The sequence below is a fragment of the Bacillus sp. FSL L8-0199 genome, from assembly GCF_038005705.1.
GTDB lineage: Bacteria > Bacillota > Bacilli > Bacillales > Bacillaceae_G > Bacillus_A > Bacillus_A cereus.
Genome location: NZ_JBBOTS010000001.1, coordinates 3,866,670 through 3,884,687, shown reverse-complemented (window position 1 = coordinate 3,884,687; position 18,018 = coordinate 3,866,670). Strand labels below are relative to the sequence as shown.

Sequence of the window (18,018 nt, the reverse complement as noted above, 5' to 3'; positions counted from 1 at the left end):
TTTTAAATGTAGTCCTGTGAGGCTGCCAAAGGGTCTTGGCTTTCATATGTCAAATTTGGCATACGAAAGTGTAGGACTCTTTGTGCACAGGCACAAAGAGTTTTTTTATTGCAAAGATTTAAACTGAAGGAGGATGTAACAATGGAACAAAAGCCAGTGTTAGACGTTAATGAAGTACCGAAACCGGGAAAATGGTTATTTTTAAGTATACAACATTTGTTCGCGATGTTTGGATCAACAGTGCTTGTTCCGTTTTTAACAGGATTGAATCCATCAGTAGCATTAATATCAAGTGGATTAGGAACGTTAGCGTTCCTTCTTATAACGAAAGGTCAAGTACCTGCCTATCTAGGATCATCATTCGCCTTTATCGCACCGATTATAACAGCGAAAACGGCAGGTGGACCGGGAGCAGCAATGCTTGGTGGTTTGCTAGCAGGACTTGTGTACATCTTAATCTCACTCGGAATTAAGAAGTCAGGATCAGAGTGGATTATGAAATTACTTCCGCCAATCGTAGTTGGTCCAGTAGTAATGGTAATCGGTCTAGCTTTAGCACATACAGCAGTTAACATGGCGATGAACGGTGCGGATGGCAAATATAGCTTTACACACTTTTCAGTAGCGTTAGTAACGTTAGCAATTACAATTATCTGCTCGATATTCGGGAGAGGGTTTTTCAGTATCATACCAGTGTTACTAGGGATTGTCGGCGGATATATCTTCGCTTACTTCCAAGGGCTAGTAGACTTAAAGCCGGTAGCTGAGGCAAAATGGTTTGTTATACCAGATTTCACAGTACCATTTGTAACATATACGCCGGAGTTTTCGTGGAAGATTGTACTCCTGATGGTACCAGTTGCACTAGTAACAATTTCAGAGCATATCGGACATCAAATTGTACTTGGAAATGTTATTAAAAGAGATTTAATTGAAAAACCAGGTTTACACCGTTCAATCTTCGGTGATGGGGTAGCGACATTAATCGCGTCACTAATCGGTGGACCGCCGAATACGACGTATGGTGAAAACATCGGTGTGCTAGCAATTACGAGAGCATACAGTGTATACTTATTCATCGGTTCAGCAGTGTTTGCAATCATATTCGGGTTTATCGGTAAGATTTCTGCACTGATTCATTCGATCCCAACACCAGTTATGGGTGGTGTATCAATCCTACTATTCGGTGTAATCGCATCAAGCGGATTACGCATGATGGTAGATGATAAAACAGACCTAAGTGACAAACGAAACTTAATGATTGCATCAGTGATACTAGTGATTGGTATTGGCGGAGCGGTACTTCACGTAGGAGAATCGTTCCAAGTAGAAGGAATGGCACTAGCAGCAATTGTAGGTGTACTATTAAATCTACTACTACCAGAAACGAAACAAATAAAACAATCTAAGCAAATTGCTTCATAATAATAACCTTTTAATTCAGTCCTGTGAGACCGAAAAGGGTGGCTTCTTTCTTGCACCCTAGTCTCACATGACTAGGGTATTTTTATACAAAGGTTGTTATAAATATACGAAAGTGGTAACATAAAAATTAGAAAGATGAGGGATGACGATGAGCCATTTGTTAACGATGAGTGAATTATCGGAAGTAGAAATTTCAGAAATCCTAAAAGACGCAGAAGATTTTGCGAATGGAAAAGAAAGCAAAACGACAGAGCAAACTTTTGTTGCGAACTTGTTCTTTGAGAATAGTACGAGAACGAGATTTAGCTTTGAGGTTGCTGAGAAGAGATTAGGACTTGATGTTTTAAACTTTTCAGCTGATGCATCTAGCGTACAAAAAGGAGAAACTTTATACGATACGATAAGAACATTAGAATCAATCGGAACAAAAGCGGTAATCGTCCGCCATGAGCAAGATCGCTACTTCGATGAACTAAAAGATCAGGTGAATATCCCAATCTTAAATGCTGGAGATGGATGTGGAAACCACCCAACGCAGTGCCTACTCGATCTCCTTACAATTAAACAAGAGTTTGGAAGATTTGAAGGATTAAAGATTGCGATAGTAGGAGATGTTCGTCATAGCAGAGTAGCGCGTTCGAATGCAGAAGCATTAACGAAACTAGGTGCAACAATCTACTTTGCAAGTCCAGAAGAGTGGAAAGATGAAGACAACACATTTGGAACATACAAACCATTAGATGAACTTGTTCCAGAAGTGGATGTAATGATGTTACTTCGTGTACAACATGAGCGTCATGATCATTATGAAACAGACATTATGAAAGAGTATCATGAGAAACACGGATTAACAGTGGAAAGAGAAAAGCGTATGAAAGAAGGAAGCATTATTATGCATCCAGCTCCTGTAAACCGTGATGTTGAAATTGCAAGTGAACTTGTTGAGTGTGAGCGTTCACGCATATTTAAACAAATGGAAAATGGAGTTTACGTAAGAATGGCTGTACTAAAACGCGCCTTACCAAATGTATTAGGAGGAATGAAACATGAATTACTTGTTTAAAAATGGTCGTTATATGAATGAAGAAGGAAAAATCGTAGCAACGGATCTTCTCGTACAAGACGGTAAAATCGCTAAGGTAGCAGAAAATATTACGGCAGATAATGCTGAAGTAATCGATGTGAACGGAAAGTTAATCGCACCTGGATTAGTAGATGTACACGTACATCTTCGTGAACCAGGTGGTGAACATAAAGAAACAATTGAAACAGGTACACTAGCAGCGGCAAAAGGTGGATTCACTACAATTTGCGCAATGCCAAATACACGTCCGGTACCAGATTGCAGAGAACATATGGAAGACTTGCAAAAACGTATTGAAGAAAAAGCTCATGTTAACGTACTACCATACGGAGCAATTACAGTACGTCAAGCTGGTTCTGAAATGACAGATTTCGAAACATTAAAAGAACTTGGAGCATTTGCTTTCACAGATGACGGCGTAGGCGTACAAGATGCGAGCATGATGTTAGCGGCTATGAAACGTGCAGCAAAATTAGATATGGCAGTAGTTGCGCACTGTGAAGAGAATACGCTTATTAATAAAGGTTGTGTACATGAAGGGAAGTTTTCTGAGAAACACGGATTAAACGGTATCCCATCAGTATGTGAATCTGTACATATTGCAAGGGATATACTGCTTGCTGAAGCAGCAGATTGCCACTATCACGTATGTCATGTAAGTACGAAAGGTTCGGTACGTGTAATCCGTGATGCGAAACGCGCTGGAATTAAAGTAACAGCAGAAGTAACACCGCATCACCTAGTGTTATGTGAAGATGATATCCCATCAGCTGATCCTAACTTTAAAATGAACCCACCGCTTCGTGGAAAAGAAGACCATGCAGCATTAATTGAAGGTTTATTAGATGGAACGATCGATATGATTGCAACTGACCATGCACCGCATACAGCGGAAGAGAAAGCACAAGGAATTGAAAGAGCACCGTTTGGAATTACTGGTTTTGAAACAGCATTCCCACTTCTATACACAAACCTTGTGAAAAAAGGAATTATTACATTAGAACAATTAATTCAATTCTTAACAGAAAAGCCAGCTGATACATTCGGCTTAGAAGCAGGTCGCCTGAAAGAAGGTAGAACAGCTGATATTACAATCATTGATTTAGAACAAGAAGAAGAGATTGACCCAACAACATTCTTATCAAAAGGAAAAAATACACCATTCGCAGGTTGGAAATGCCAAGGATGGCCGGTAATGACAATCGTTGGTGGTAAGATCGCATGGCAAAAGGAGAGTGCATTAGTATGAAAAGACAACTTATCTTAGAAGATGGAACAGTATTAATTGGAACAGGTTTCGGAGGCGAAATCGAAAAGTCAGGTGAGGTTGTATTTACAACAGGAATGACTGGATATCAAGAAACATTATCTGATCCATCATATTGCGGTCAAATCGTAACATTCACGTACCCATTAATCGGAAACTACGGCATTAACCGTGACGATTTTGAATCCATTCACCCATCTGTAAATGGTTTAATCGTAAACGAAATTTGTGATCATCCATCAAACTTCCGTAATGAAATTTCGTTAAATGATTACTTGAACGAAAGAAATATCCCAGGATTAGCAGGGATTGATACGAGAAAATTAACGAGAAAAATTCGTCAATACGGTACATTACGCGGACGCCTTTGTAATATGGATGCAGATGTAGAGTACATTGTAAGTCAATTAAAAGCGACAGTATTTACAGATCATGTAAAACGCGTATCAACGAAAGATCCATACCCAAGCCCAGGTCGTGGTCACCGAGTTGTACTAGTAGACTTCGGTATGAAACATGGTATTTTACGAGAATTAAATAAGCGTGACTGTGATGTAATTGTAGTTCCTTACAACACAACAGCAGAAGAAATTTTACGCCTTAGCCCAGATGGAATTATGTTAAGTAATGGACCTGGAGATCCGAAAGATGTACCAGAAGCAATTGAAATGTTAAAAGACATTATCGGTAAAGTTCCTTTATTCGGAATTTGCCTAGGACATCAATTGTTCGCTCTAGCATCAGGTGCAAATACAAGTAAGTTGAAATTTGGTCACCGTGGTTTAAACCATCCAGTAAAAAATCTTGCAACTGGAAAAGTAGCAATTACATCTCAAAACCACGGATACGCAGTAGAAGAAGAATCAGTTGAAAATACAGATCTTGAAATTACACATGTTGCTTTAAACGATGGAACGGTAGAAGGTCTTCGTCATAAGAAGTTCCCAGCATTTACAGTACAATACCATCCAGAAGCTTCAGCGGGACCAGAAGATGCAAATGATTTATTCGAAGATTTCTTAACAATGATTGAAAACTTCAAGAAAGAAGGGGAAGAGTTATGCCAAAACGCCTAGACATTAACACAATTTTAGTAATCGGATCAGGACCAATTGTAATTGGGCAAGCAGCGGAGTTTGACTACTCTGGTACACAAGCTTGTCAATCTCTTAAAGAGGAAGGTTACAAAGTAATCCTTGTTAACTCTAACCCAGCAACAATTATGACGGATACTGCAACAGCAGATAAAGTATACATCGAGCCATTAACATTAGAATTCGTAAGCCGTATTATTCGTAAAGAACGTCCTGATGCAATCCTACCAACATTAGGTGGTCAAACAGGTTTAAACATGGCTGTTGAACTTGCAAAATCAGGCGTACTTGACGAGTGCGGAGTTGAAATTTTAGGAACAAAATTATCAGCAATCGAGCAAGCGGAAGATCGTGATTTATTCCGTACATTAATGCAAGATTTAAATGAACCAACACCACCAAGTGAAATTATTCATAACCTTGATGAAGCATATGGATTTGTAAACGAAATTGGTTATCCAGTAATCGTTCGACCAGCGTTCACATTAGGAGGAACGGGCGGCGGAATTTGCCATAACGAAGAAGAGCTAATTGAAATCGTAACAAGTGGTTTAAAACATAGTCCAGTAACACAATGTTTATTAGAGAAAAGTATTGCTGGCTGTAAGGAAATTGAATATGAAGTAATGCGTGATTCAAATGATAACGCGATTGTAGTATGTAACATGGAAAACATCGATCCAGTTGGTGTTCACACAGGTGATTCGATTGTAGTAGCACCGAGCCAAACGCTAAGCGACCGTGAATATCAAATGTTACGTAACACTTCATTACGAATTATTCGTGCACTAGGAATTGAAGGCGGATGTAACGTTCAGCTTGCGCTTGATCCATATAGCTTCCAATACTATGTAATTGAAGTAAATCCACGTGTAAGTCGTTCATCTGCACTAGCATCTAAAGCAACTGGATATCCAATTGCGAAATTAGCAGCAAAAATTGCAGTCGGCTTAACGTTAGATGAAATCGTAAACCCAGTAACACAAAAAACTTACGCTTGTTTCGAGCCAGCGTTAGACTATGTTGTTTCAAAAATTCCACGTTGGCCGTTTGATAAGTTTGAATCAGCGAACAGAACGCTTGGAACACAAATGAAAGCAACTGGTGAAGTTATGTCAATCGGACGTAACTTAGAAGAATCATTACTAAAAGCAGTTCGTTCTTTAGAGCTTGGCATTTATCACTTAGAATTAGAGCACTTAAAAGAACTTGATAAAGAAACGATGAAAAAACGTATCATTAAAGCGGATGATGAACGACTGTTTATTGTAGCAGAAGCAATTCGCCAAGGTGTAACGAAAGAAGAAATCAATGAATGGTGTGAAATGGACTTCTTCTTCTTACAAAAAGTTGAAAACATCGTAAATATGGAACGTGAAGTAAAAGCGAACGTAGGAAATATGGAAGTACTACAAACTGCAAAAGAAATGGGCTTCAGCGATCACTACATTGCAGCAGCTTGGAACAAAACGGAGCGCGAAATTTACGATATGCGTAAAGAAAATAATATGATGCCAGTATTCAAAATGGTAGATACTTGTGCGGCAGAGTTTGAATCTGCAACGCCATATTACTACAGCACATATGCGGACGAAAATGAATCGATTGTAACAGATCGTAAGAGTGTAGTAGTTCTAGGATCTGGTCCGATCCGCATTGGTCAAGGTGTTGAGTTTGACTACGCAACAGTTCACTCAGTATGGGCAATTAAAGAAGCTGGATATGAGGCAATCATTGTTAATAACAACCCAGAAACAGTTTCAACAGACTTCAGTATTTCTGACAAATTATACTTTGAACCATTAACGATTGAAGATGTAATGCACATTATCGATTTAGAAAAACCAGAAGGTGTTATCGTTCAGTTCGGTGGACAAACGGCAATTAACTTAGCTGCTAAATTAGAAGCTCACGGTGTGAAAATCTTAGGAACATCACTTGAAGATTTAGACCGCGCAGAAGATCGTGATAAGTTTGAAGCAGCGCTAACACAACTTGGTATCCCGCAACCAGTTGGTAAAACAGCAACGACTGTAGAGCAAGCAGTAGCAATCGCTGACAAAATTGGTTACCCAGTATTAGTAAGACCATCTTACGTACTAGGTGGACGCGCGATGGAAATCGTATATCGTCAAGAAGAACTGCTGCACTACATGAAAAATGCGGTTAAAGTTCACGCAGATCACCCAGTATTAATCGATCGTTACATGGTTGGTAAAGAAATTGAAGTAGATGCAATTTCAGATGGTGAGAATGTATTCATTCCGGGTATTATGGAACATATTGAACGCGCTGGAGTTCACTCTGGTGACTCAATCGGAGTATATCCACCGCAAAGCTTATCTGCAAAACTAAAAGAACAAATTATTGAACATACAATTGCACTTGGAAAAGGTTTAAACATTGTTGGATTACTAAACATTCAGTTTGTAGTATTCAAAGATGAAGTGTATGTAATCGAAGTAAATCCACGTGCGAGCCGTACAGTACCATTCTTAAGTAAAATTACAGGCGTACCGATGGCGAATGTTGCAACGAAAGTTATTTTAGGGCAAGACCTAGTAGAGCAAGGATACGGAACTGGTTATCACCCAGAAGAGAAAGAAGTATATGTAAAGGCTCCGGTATTCTCATTCGCAAAACTACGCTCAGTTGATACAACATTAGGACCTGAAATGAAATCAACAGGGGAAGTAATGGGTAAAGACTTAACGCTTGAAAAAGCATTATACAAAGGATTAGTTGCTTCTGGAATTAACATCCCAACGCACGGATCAGTAATCATTACTGTAGCGGATAAAGATAAAGAAGAGGCAATGGAAATTGCAAAACGTTTCCACGAAATCGGTTATAACTTATTAGCAACAGCTGGAACAGCACAGTCGTTAGCTGAGCAAAATATTCCAGTGCAAGTTGTAAACAAAATTGATTCTGAAGACTACAACTTACTAGATATTATCCGTCAAGGAAAAGCACAGTTTGTAATCAATACGCTAACGAAAGGCAAACAACCAGCGCGTGATGGTTTCCGCATTCGCCGTGAATCAGTAGAAAATGGTGTGGCTTGCTTAACATCACTTGATACAACGAGAGCAATCTTACGAGTACTAGAATCTATGACATTCTCAGCTCATTCAATGAAAGAAATTACGCAAACAAAGCGTCACGAGGTGGTACATGCATGATGCAAAAGCAAAATATGATTGTCGTTAACCAAAAAGAAATCGCAAAAAACATTTACGAATTAGTGCTTCAAGGAACGTTAGTACAGCAAATGAACGAACCAGGGCAGTTTGTACACATTAAGGTAGCAGAGGGCATTGCGCCCCTTCTGCGCCGCCCGATTAGTATTTGTAATGTAAATCAAGAGAAGAACGAATTTACAATGCTATATCGTGCAGAAGGACAAGGGACAAAAACATTAGCAACTAGAAAACAAGGTGAAATGGTAGACGTACTAGGACCGCTAGGACATGGTTTTCCTGTAGAAGAAGCAGAAGCTGGTCAAACAGCTTTACTAGTAGGCGGGGGAATTGGTGTACCACCACTTTATGAATTATCACAGCGCCTCGTTGCAAAAGGGGTACGCGTAATTCACATCCTAGGTTTTCAAACGAAAGATGTAGTTTTCTATGAAGAAAAATTTGCAGAACTTGGTGATACGTACGTTGCAACAGTAGACGGTACACACGGTACAAAAGGATTTGTCACAGATGTAATTGATAATTACGGAATTGACTTTGATATTCTTTATTCATGTGGTCCGTTAGCGATGCTTCGTGCATTAGAAGGACGTTACAAAGAGAAAAAAGCCTATATTTCATTAGAAGAACGTATGGGCTGTGGTATTGGAGCTTGTTTCGCATGTGTATGCCACTTACAAGAAGATCCAAGTGGACATTCTTACAAGAAGGTGTGTAGCGACGGACCAGTATTTCCAATCGGGGAGGTTGTACTATGAACAGATTGCAAGTTGAATTACCAGGATTATCGTTAAAAAATCCAATTATACCGGCATCTGGATGCTTTGGGTTTGGTCGTGAATATGCACAGTTTTACGATTTAAGTGTACTAGGATCAATCATGATTAAAGCGACGACAGAACAACCACGTTATGGAAATCCAACGCCTCGTGTTGCTGAAACACCAGGCGGCATGCTAAATGCAATCGGACTTCAAAACCCGGGATTAGACAAAGTAATGAATTCGGAATTACCATGGTTAGAACAATTTGACCTTCCAATTATTGCGAACGTTGCAGGCTCACAAGCTGAGGATTACGTAGCGGTTGCGAAGGAAATTTCTAAAGCGCCTAATGTCCATGCACTAGAATTAAACATTTCTTGTCCGAACGTAAAAACAGGTGGTATCGCCTTTGGTACAAATCCTGAAATTGCTGCTGATTTAACGAAGCGAGTAAAAGAGGTTTCTGAAGTACCTGTATACGTGAAGTTGTCACCGAACGTGGCAAACATTGTGGAAATTGCAAAAGCGATTGAAAATGCAGGTGCAGATGGTTTAACGATGATTAATACATTGCTTGGTATGCGTCTAGATTTAAAAACAGCTAAACCAATTTTAGCAAACCGTACAGGTGGATTATCAGGTCCTGCGATTAAGCCAGTAGCAATTCGTATGGTACATGAAGTAAGCCAAGCGGTAAACATTCCGATTATCGGAATGGGTGGTATTGAGACAGCGGAAGATGTAATTGAATTCTTCTACGCTGGCGCAAGCGCAGTTGCAGTAGGTACAGCGAACTTTATTGATCCGTTCGTATGTCCGACAATTATTGAAGAGTTACCAGCATTACTAGATGAATTAGGATTTGATCACATTTCGGAATGTCAAGGAAGGAGCTGGAAGCAAACATGTCACAGTCGTTAATCGTTGCATTAGATTTTCCAGGGAAACAAGATGTAGAACAATTCTTGCGCCACTTTGAAGGGGAAAAGTTATTTGTCAAAGTTGGTATGGAGTTATTTTACAAAGAAGGCCCTGCGATTATTACGTACTTAAAAGAAAAAGGACATAAGATTTTTCTAGATTTAAAACTTCATGATATTCCGAATACAGTAAAAAGCGCTATGCGTAGCCTAGCTAGTCTAGATGTTGATATGGTAAATGTTCATGCTGCTGGGGGAAGCAGTATGATGAAAGCTGCGATTGAGGGATTAGAGGAAGGTAAGCAAGAAGGAAAAGAGAGACCGATTTGTATTGCAGTTACACAACTAACAAGCACTTCGGAAGCTATGATGAAAAAAGAGATCGGCATTGAGAAAACGTTAGAAGAAGCGGTTGCTCATTATGCAAAACTAACGAAAGAAAGTGGACTTGATGGCGTTGTTTGTTCAACACTTGAAGTTCCAAAATTACGTGAAGTATGCGGAAATGAATTTGTAACAGTAACACCGGGGATTCGTCTTGCAAGCGATGATGTAAATGACCAGGTGCGCGTAGCAACACCGAAACGTGCGAGGGAACTTGGCTCAAGCTACATCGTAGTTGGACGTAGTATTACAAAAGCAGAAAATCCGCTTGAAGCGTATAAAACAGTAAAACAACAGTGGGAAGGTGTAACAGTATGAAAAAAGAAATCGCATCGCATTTATTAGAAATTGGAGCAGTATTTTTACAACCGAACGATCCATTCACATGGTCTTCAGGTATGAAATCACCAATTTATTGTGATAACCGTTTAACTTTATCTTATCCAAAAGTACGTCAAGCGATTGCAGCTGGATTAGAAGAGTTAATTAAAGAGCACTTCCCAACTGTAGAAGTTATTGCAGGAACAGCAACTGCTGGTATTGCGCACGCTGCATGGGTAAGCGATCGTATGGATTTACCAATGTGCTACGTACGTAGTAAAGCAAAAGGTCACGGTAAAGGGAACCAAATCGAAGGAAAAGCTGAAAAAGGTCAAAAAGTAGTAGTAGTAGAGGACCTAATTTCAACTGGCGGTAGTGCAATTACATGTGTAGAAGCACTTCGCGAAGCTGGCTGTGAAGTATTAGGGATCGTATCAATCTTCACATACGAGCTAGAAGCAGGAAAAGAAAAGTTAGAAGCAGCGAACGTAGCATCATATTCTTTAAGTGATTACAGTGCATTAACTGAAGTTGCAGCAGAAAAAGGTATGATTGGACAAGCTGAAACGAAGAAATTACAAGAGTGGCGTAAAAATCCAGCTAACGAAGCTTGGATCACAGCGTAACACGAAAAAAGACGACCGCGGGGGAACGCGGTCGTCTTTTATATCATTGTTAAAACTTCAAGTAAAGTTCCATCAATATCAAAGAAAATCATATTACAATCTCCTTAATTACTTAGCGCTTTCTGCAAGCTCATATCCTCTTACAAACAATAAAGTCATATAAGAAACAATAAATGAGAAGATGCTGTACATGCCAACCCAAAAGAAAAATTTTGGAGTAAAGGCGATAACACCTATTATTAAAAAACTAGCAAACGTTACAATCGGCATTACGTAATACGTTTTCGTCTTGCGCGTTCCAATAACAGAAACGATAAAGATAAGTAATGGACAAATTAATAAGACGAAAATCAATTCATTCATAGGTATGTCCCCTTTTCTAATTGCAGTAATCTGTTTCTCGTAAACGTTTTGAAATAATTACTCTCCTAATATAATTTCGCTAAGTAATAACGAATCCCTCTTGAAAACTGATAATTCATGATGAATTTTACAAGCAAAAAACGTAAGCAAGAGAACACTTGCTTACGTTATAGGATAAACATCGCAACGATCGTGGTGACAATTAAACCGATAACAACCGGTAAAAAGTTTCGGCGTGCAAGTTCAAATGGATCGACTTTACAAATCGCAGCAGCAGGAATAAGTGCCCAAGGAATTAACGTCCCGCCCCCGGTCCATATAGCCGCAATTTGTCCGAGTGCTGTTAATGTAGCTGTTCCATGACCTAAAGCTGTTCCGAAAAGGTTTGCAATGGAACCAGCAAGCGATATACCGGAAAAACCAGATCCATCTAAGCCTGTTATGACACCAACGATAGTTAATGTTCCCGCCGATACATATTGGTTTAAAGGAACCGTTTGAGATAAGGCAATCCCTAAGTCGTTAATGATTCCATGTGAACCTTTCGGTAAATAGTCTCCGATAATTTTTACAAAGCCGCTATCTCCTAAATAAAAGAGTGCAGCAATTGGAATAACTGGGCCGAAAATTTTAAATCCAAATTGGAGCCCTTCTATAAAATAATCGGTCGTTTTAGTCAGCCCAGTTCCTTTGTAGGCGATGAGTGAAATGATGATAATCATAATAACAGTTGTTCCGCCGATAAGTGCAGTTGCGTCGCTTCCTTGTAGTTTAAATTGAATCATGCAAAGGATATCAATGATATATACGATAGGGATACATATAGCGAGCCATTTCTTTGTGCGAGGAGATAATGAAGTGAGCGTTTTAGAAGACTCAGTTGATGGAATAGATTCTTGTATAGATAAGCCTGTATGAAATTCTCTTCGTAAGAAGAAAAAAGCGACGGAAGTTGTTACAATGCCCATAACGATAACGAGTGGAATACTTGCAGATACGACGCTGGAAACAGGGAGACCAGCCGCGTCTGCAGTTAATTTCGATGCACCTTGAATAACGAAGTCACCAGATAAGGCAATGCCGTGTCCAAATAAGTTCATAGCAATTGCAACCCCAATTGGAGGAAGGCCGACACGTACAGCAACCGGTAATAAAATAGCTCCCATTAAGGCGACAGCTGGAGAAGGCCAAAAGAAGAAAGAAATGGTCATCATTAAAAGGCCGATAATCCAGTAGGCGAGTGTAGGTGTACGAATCATTTTTGTAAATGGTGAAATCATCGTATCATTTATGCCAGTATGAACGAGTAAATTGCTCATTGATACGATAATGGAGATGATTAATATAGTTGGTAATAGCTCAGTAATGGCGTAAATGAAACTTTGAAAAATCCCACTAATGGCAAGAGGGATAGAACTTGTTGCAGTTAATGCTAATAAAAAGATAAAAACGATACAAATGATAGTCGTATCTTTTCGGAGAATAAAAAAGGTAATAATAGTGAGTAAACAAATAATGTAGAGAGCGTGTAATAGCGTTAATTCAACTCCCATAACATTCACATCCTTTAGGCATTCGTGTAGTTTATTGTATGAAAGCAGTGAAAGTATGTGAGTATAGGAAAAAGAAAAAAGTGAAATTTCATGTACTGTAATGATAAGAATAAAAAATGGATGATACAATACAATTAATCCTAAAAATGGGATTTGAGGAGAAGGGGAATGGGGAAGTACGAATGAGAGAAAAAATAGGATATTATGGTGTGCTAGTTTGTTTACTATTATCAGTTATTTCAGGACAATTTCTTAACAGTGAATGGGTACCAGTTATATTATGTATAGGAGTATTGATTTTTGCTCCTATGTATCGCTGGAATGAATGGAAAGCATATAGTCGAAAAAAGAAAATGGTTTTCAGCATCGAATTTGTCATTATAATCAGCACAATTCCGTTTTTGTTATGGAATGGAAAGGAAATGAGATAATAGATGGAATTGTAATGTTTCAAGGGTGGTTGTTTATTGCGAAAATGCTATATTTAATATGCATTTTAATGTTGGTAGTGGTAGTCACTAAAATAGTAAACGAAAAGCTATTCGTTAATGAATAAAAGGAAATGCCACCTTATTCGGTGGCATTTTTTTCTATGATTTCAACAAGGAATAACAATTAGTTCCCGATTTGATTTTGTAATAACTTCATATCCGTCTTTCGTGATAACGATATCATCTTCAATTCTACAGCCGCCCCAGTTTGGTATGTAAATACCAGGTTCAACGGTAACGACCATACCTTCTTCTAAAGTAGCTTTACTTTCTTGGGATAAGCGAAGAGGTTCATGTATTTCTAACCCAAGACCATGACCAGTAGAGTGTCCAAAATATTGACCATATCCATGCTCAGTAATGTAATCTCTCGTTATATCATCGATACTTTTCGCAGTTTCTCCAGGCTTAATCGCTTCAGTCCCACGTTTTAACGCTTCTCGTACAACATTGTATATTTTTTTGAATTCTTCCGATGGTTCCCCGATTGCTACAGTACGTGTTATATCGGAACAATATCCGTCGTAAAGTGCACCGAAGTCTAATGTAACGATATCGCCTCGTTCGATTATTTTATTTGATGCAACTCCATGGGGAAGTGAAGAACGAACGCCTGAAGCTACAATGATTTGGAAGGAAGAAGATGTAGCCCCTTTTTTTCGCATGAAAAATTCTAATTCATCTCGAACGTCAGTCTCGCTTATTCCAGGCTTTAGAAATGTAACAATATGGTGAAATGCTTGATCAGCGATCGTAGCTGCGATTTTCATTGTTTCTATTTCAGATGTGTCTTTAATAAGGCGAATATTTTCAATGATCTCACATACTGGAACCATTTCTGTATGTATATATTTTTGTAGTTTCTTAAATTGTTGCAAAGTCATATTATTGTCTTCTATACCAAGTTTTTGAATGTTTAATTTTGATACTTGATTTGCAACTTCTTCTTCTAAATTTCCTTTATCCATAATAATTTCTGCTGCTTTTATTTCCGTTTTTGCTTGATCTACGTAACGGAAATCGGTAATAAAAATAGCTTTATGCGCAGAAATTAAGACAACGCCTGCGCTACCTGTAAAGCTTGTTGCGTATTGACGGTTTTCTTTCTTTGTAATAAGTAACCCGTCGATTCCGTAATTATGTAGTTGTTTTTGGATGTTAGTTATTCTTATATTCATTTTAATTCCTCCTTTTTACATTAATAAAGCAAGAATTGTGCCAATATATTTATTTAGAATAAAAGAGAAGAGGGTAGCTGTGTGTCAAAAAAACTAGACGGATGTAAAATAAATATATATAAAATTTTTACAGTAAGTTTTTATGTGAATAAACAATAATGTAAACTTGCAAACAAAATCTTTTTAATTTAAATATTATATTTTTTGTATAAATAAATTAAAAAATTGGTATAATAAGGGATTGTTACGTTTTTTTGTAGGTAAAGAGATGTAACGAAAAAATTGGGTTAAGGAATGTGAATGTATGAAGAAATTAAGTAAAGTAATGTCATTTTGTTTGGCCGCTAGTATGCTTGTTATAACGGGGTGTGAAACAAGTGAAAACAAAGTTCAAGTGAATAAAATGATTGACCAGCTTGATGAAGCGCCAGAAGTGACAGAAAAAGAAGCAAAAAAGATTGTAAGAAAGAATGTAGATGGAATAGCAAACGCGTTTAGTGAGATGGAAAAAGAAAATGGATGGAGCCGAAATAATCCTGGGGATTTAGAGACAGTTAAAAAAGGAGTTAAGGGATTAGTTTCAGAAAAGTTTGTAGAGAATCAGCTTCCTGAATTGCTTAATAACTTTAATAGATCGAGAGAGACTGATATGTTACCATTCCCAAATTATTTTCAATCTGAAATAAGATTTTCTTCTTCACAAGATAAAGAAAATTTAACGGTACATACATTAAGTTTAGAAGATGAAATAGGTCATGCGGCCCAAGAATGGGAATTTCATTTGGTGTATAAAGAAGGGGAATGGTTAATGGATAAATGGTCATTCGTTTTTCCTGAAGATTTAAAACTTACAAAAGAAGAAGCAAATAGAATTTTACAAATGCCAGACGATAAGAATGTGTCATTTGTAAGTGAAGAAAATAGTGGCGATAAGAAATATATATTCAAAGATAGTAACGGATTAATTACTGTAAATGCGAAAACATCTCTTATTTCATACAATGTAGATGAAAATAGGTATGAAAAAGTAACGAAAGAAAGAAATATTCAAGAAACAGAACAAGTACAGAGAAAGGATTCCAGTGCGTATACAGGCTCAAAAGACGAGAAACAATCGCAAAAAGAATCTTCTTCAAAGATAGATAGAGCAAATGTTTTAAGCGAATTAGCTGCTATAGATAAACAAGAAAAACATACGAATGCTATGTCAACCAATGATATAGTAAATGAAATAGAAGGAAATTATGAACTGTGGGATAATAAACTAAATGAAATTTACAGTACATTAAAAAGTACGATGTCAGCTGATGCGTTCCAGTCGTTAAAAACGAAACAAATTGCGTGGGTTAAAGAAAAAGAAAGTAAAGTTAAAGCAATTGGTACTGATACAAATAACGGAACGATGAGGCGTATCGAAGCCTCAGAAGAGAAATATAAGATGACAAAAGCAAGGTGTTATGAATTAGTAAATGGGTATATGAATTAGTGTGAACGAATATAAAAAAATGCGTTGCTTATAAGCAACGCATTTTTTTATTTACGCTTTTAATTTCATTACAATATCAACATCTGGTGTTACATATACGGTTTGCTGATTGTCGTACGTAACAAAACCAAGTTTTGCACCACTCGGTTTTTTGACATGGCGTATTTTGGTGAAATCAACAGGTACAGAGCTAGACTCTTTCGCTTTACTGTAATAGGCAGCAATTTTGGCAGCTTCTAGTAAAGTTTCTTCAGCAGGCTCTAAAGAACGAATGACAACGTGAGAGCCAGGTATGTCTTTCGTATGTAACCAAATTTCATCACGGCGGGCAAACTTCGTTGTTAAATAATCATTTTGTTTATTGTTTTTACCAACGAAAATCTCTGTGCCATCACTTGCTACATATTTATCTAATACTGGTTTAGTAGGCTTTTTCTTTGCGTTTTTCGTTTTACGATTGCGCACATAACCTTCTTCAGCTAATTCCTCACGAATTTCTTCAATATCTTTTGAAGAAGCAGCTTCCATTTGTTGAAGTAAGCTATCAAAATAAAGAATTTCTTCATTTGTTTTTTCGATTTGTTCTTCTACAACAACAACTGAATTTTTTGCTTTTTGATACTTTTGGAAATAGCGTTGTGCATTTTCAGATGGTGTTTTTAAAGGATCTAATGTAATTTTTACAGTTCCACCATTCTCATCGTAATAATTAACGACCTCAATATCTTTATCGCCCTTTTTTAAAGCGTACATATTGGCTGTAAGTAGCTCTCCAAATAGTTGATATTTATCTGCTTTTCCAGCATCTTGCAGTGTTTTTTCGAGTTTAATGAGTTTTTTCTCGTTTTTATTTTTTTCGTTTTGCATAAAGCGTTCTAAATCATGAGCTTGTTGTTTTACACGATCACGTTCTGCTTTGCCAAAGAAGAAACGATCTAACAATTCGCTCACTGATGAGAATGTTTTTTCTTCTCCTTGCAAGTGTGTAAGAGGGAAAAGATAAAAGAATTCTTTTCCCTTTGCAGTAATCATTGTAGGTGTATATGCATGAGATAGTAATGGTGTTTGTATAGAGAAAAATGCTTCTGATAATGCTTTCTCGTTTACCATACCGGCTTTCTTTACTACTTCTTTTGCAAATAATGGGGATATTCCCATGAAAGCACCGACGAGTTGTTTATCCATATTTCCAGATAGAAAGTCTAGCGGTCTAATAAAATCATCTGCAGTTTCAATTTGCAGAGGATTGATTTTATGTTGGGCTGGTGGCGCGACGTACTCAGCACCAGCATATACAGTTCGGTGACGGTTTACGGCTAATGAAACGTGTTTTAAGCTATCTAAAATCACGTTTGTTTTCGTATCTAATAAGATAATGTTACTATGTCGTCCCATTATTTCAATTACTAATGTTTTTAATGATTCGTCTCCGATTTCATTACGACTGCGAACTGTAATTTGAATAATGCGTTCTAAGTCGATTTGTTCAATTTTTTCAATAAATCCACCTTCTAAATGTTTGCGAAGAAGCATACAGAACATCGGCGGTATTGCTGGCGAATCGTAGTTTTGATTCGTTAAGTGCATACGCGCATATGTAGGATGAGATGAAAGAATTAGTTTTTGGTTCTTTCCATTCGCTCGAATATGTAATAAAATCTCGTATTTTGAAGGTTGATATATTTTGGAAATTCTTCCTGTGTAAAGAGAATTTTCAATTTCATGTGTAATCGCTCTTGTAAATAATCCATCGAATGCCATAAATGAACACTCCTTTCTAACTAAATGTTAATTATAGCATTTTTTTGGACGAGGCTGAATAAGCTTTCAATAGAGTATGTCTGGAATCAGGAGGTCGAT

14 protein-coding genes and 1 pseudogene are annotated in these 18,018 nt (G+C 37.7%); 11 read left to right on the top strand and 4 right to left on the bottom strand.

Features of this window, described 5'->3' with window-relative positions; all coding sequences use genetic code 11:
- The first annotated feature begins 141 nt into the window (after window positions 1-141).
- The 9 genes from uraA to pyrE all read left to right on the top strand — a co-directional run bounded on the left by uraA (window position 142) and on the right by pyrE (window position 11,087).
- On the top strand, window positions 142-1,425 hold the full coding sequence (uraA, locus tag NST86_RS19765) for a uracil permease (RefSeq protein WP_000435931.1): 1,284 nt from the start codon (window positions 142-144) through the stop codon (window positions 1,423-1,425).
- A gap of 148 nt (window positions 1,426-1,573) precedes the next feature.
- Complete coding sequence (gene pyrB / locus NST86_RS19760) at window positions 1,574-2,488, top strand: aspartate carbamoyltransferase (protein WP_000018845.1); 915 nt, start codon at window positions 1,574-1,576, stop codon at window positions 2,486-2,488.
- On the top strand, window positions 2,472-3,758 hold the full coding sequence (pyrC, locus tag NST86_RS19755; RefSeq protein WP_001108366.1) for a dihydroorotase: 1,287 nt from the start codon (window positions 2,472-2,474) through the stop codon (window positions 3,756-3,758). The genes pyrB and pyrC overlap by 17 nt, the downstream gene beginning before the upstream one ends.
- A complete protein-coding gene (locus NST86_RS19750; protein ID WP_000828685.1) occupies window positions 3,755-4,852 on the top strand; it encodes a carbamoyl phosphate synthase small subunit in 1,098 nt (365 codons plus the stop codon). Before pyrC ends, NST86_RS19750 begins: the two co-directional genes overlap by 4 nt.
- Complete coding sequence (gene carB / locus NST86_RS19745; RefSeq protein ID WP_001126104.1) at window positions 4,837-8,055, top strand: carbamoyl-phosphate synthase large subunit; 3,219 nt, start codon at window positions 4,837-4,839, stop codon at window positions 8,053-8,055. Before NST86_RS19750 ends, carB begins: the two co-directional genes overlap by 16 nt.
- Window positions 8,052-8,831, top strand: a complete 780-nt coding sequence (gene pyrK, locus NST86_RS19740; protein WP_000983368.1) for a dihydroorotate oxidase B electron transfer subunit — start codon at window positions 8,052-8,054, stop codon at window positions 8,829-8,831. The genes carB and pyrK overlap by 4 nt, the downstream gene beginning before the upstream one ends.
- Window positions 8,828-9,757 carry a dihydroorotate oxidase B catalytic subunit gene (gene pyrD, locus NST86_RS19735; protein WP_001081049.1) on the top strand — a complete coding sequence of 310 codons (930 nt, stop codon included), beginning with the start codon at window positions 8,828-8,830 and terminating at the stop codon, window positions 9,755-9,757. The genes pyrK and pyrD overlap by 4 nt, the downstream gene beginning before the upstream one ends.
- Window positions 9,742-10,458, top strand: a complete 717-nt coding sequence (gene pyrF / locus NST86_RS19730) for an orotidine-5'-phosphate decarboxylase (protein WP_000083505.1) — start codon at window positions 9,742-9,744, stop codon at window positions 10,456-10,458. Before pyrD ends, pyrF begins: the two co-directional genes overlap by 16 nt.
- A complete protein-coding gene (gene pyrE, locus NST86_RS19725) occupies window positions 10,455-11,087 on the top strand; it encodes an orotate phosphoribosyltransferase (RefSeq protein ID WP_000711449.1) in 633 nt (210 codons plus the stop codon). The genes pyrF and pyrE overlap by 4 nt, the downstream gene beginning before the upstream one ends.
- A gap of 108 nt (window positions 11,088-11,195) precedes the next feature.
- On the opposite strand, the gene NST86_RS19720 is transcribed toward pyrE, so the two are convergent.
- Together NST86_RS19720 and NST86_RS19715 are read right to left on the bottom strand one after the other, a co-directional pair.
- Entirely contained in the window at window positions 11,196-11,450 is a 255-nt protein-coding gene (locus tag NST86_RS19720; protein ID WP_001003933.1) for a YbeF family protein, read from the bottom strand.
- A gap of 167 nt (window positions 11,451-11,617) precedes the next feature.
- Window positions 11,618-13,003, bottom strand: a complete 1,386-nt coding sequence (locus tag NST86_RS19715) for a membrane protein (protein ID WP_044795367.1) — start codon at window positions 13,001-13,003, stop codon at window positions 11,618-11,620.
- Between the two features lie 182 nt (window positions 13,004-13,185).
- On the opposite strand from NST86_RS19715, the pseudogene NST86_RS19710 reads away from it, so the two are divergent.
- Window positions 13,186-13,559: pseudogene (locus NST86_RS19710) on the top strand (YoqO family protein).
- A 42-nt stretch (window positions 13,560-13,601) separates the two neighbouring features.
- Here the strand turns inward: NST86_RS19710 and NST86_RS19705 are convergent.
- On the bottom strand, window positions 13,602-14,672 hold the full coding sequence (locus NST86_RS19705; RefSeq protein ID WP_044795365.1) for a M24 family metallopeptidase: 1,071 nt from the start codon (window positions 14,670-14,672) through the stop codon (window positions 13,602-13,604).
- A 304-nt stretch (window positions 14,673-14,976) separates the two neighbouring features.
- Here NST86_RS19705 and NST86_RS19700 point away from each other — a divergent pair, with 304 nt between their 5' ends.
- The gene (locus NST86_RS19700) at window positions 14,977-16,158 is read left to right on the top strand and encodes a lysozyme inhibitor LprI family protein (protein WP_000736523.1); all 1,182 of its coding nucleotides are present in this window, start codon (window positions 14,977-14,979) and stop codon (window positions 16,156-16,158) included.
- A 51-nt stretch (window positions 16,159-16,209) separates the two neighbouring features.
- Here the strand turns inward: NST86_RS19700 and NST86_RS19695 are convergent, their stop codons facing one another.
- Entirely contained in the window at window positions 16,210-17,919 is a 1,710-nt protein-coding gene (locus tag NST86_RS19695; protein WP_061663123.1) for an Rqc2 family fibronectin-binding protein, read from the bottom strand.
- Window positions 17,920-18,018 lie beyond the last annotated feature (99 nt).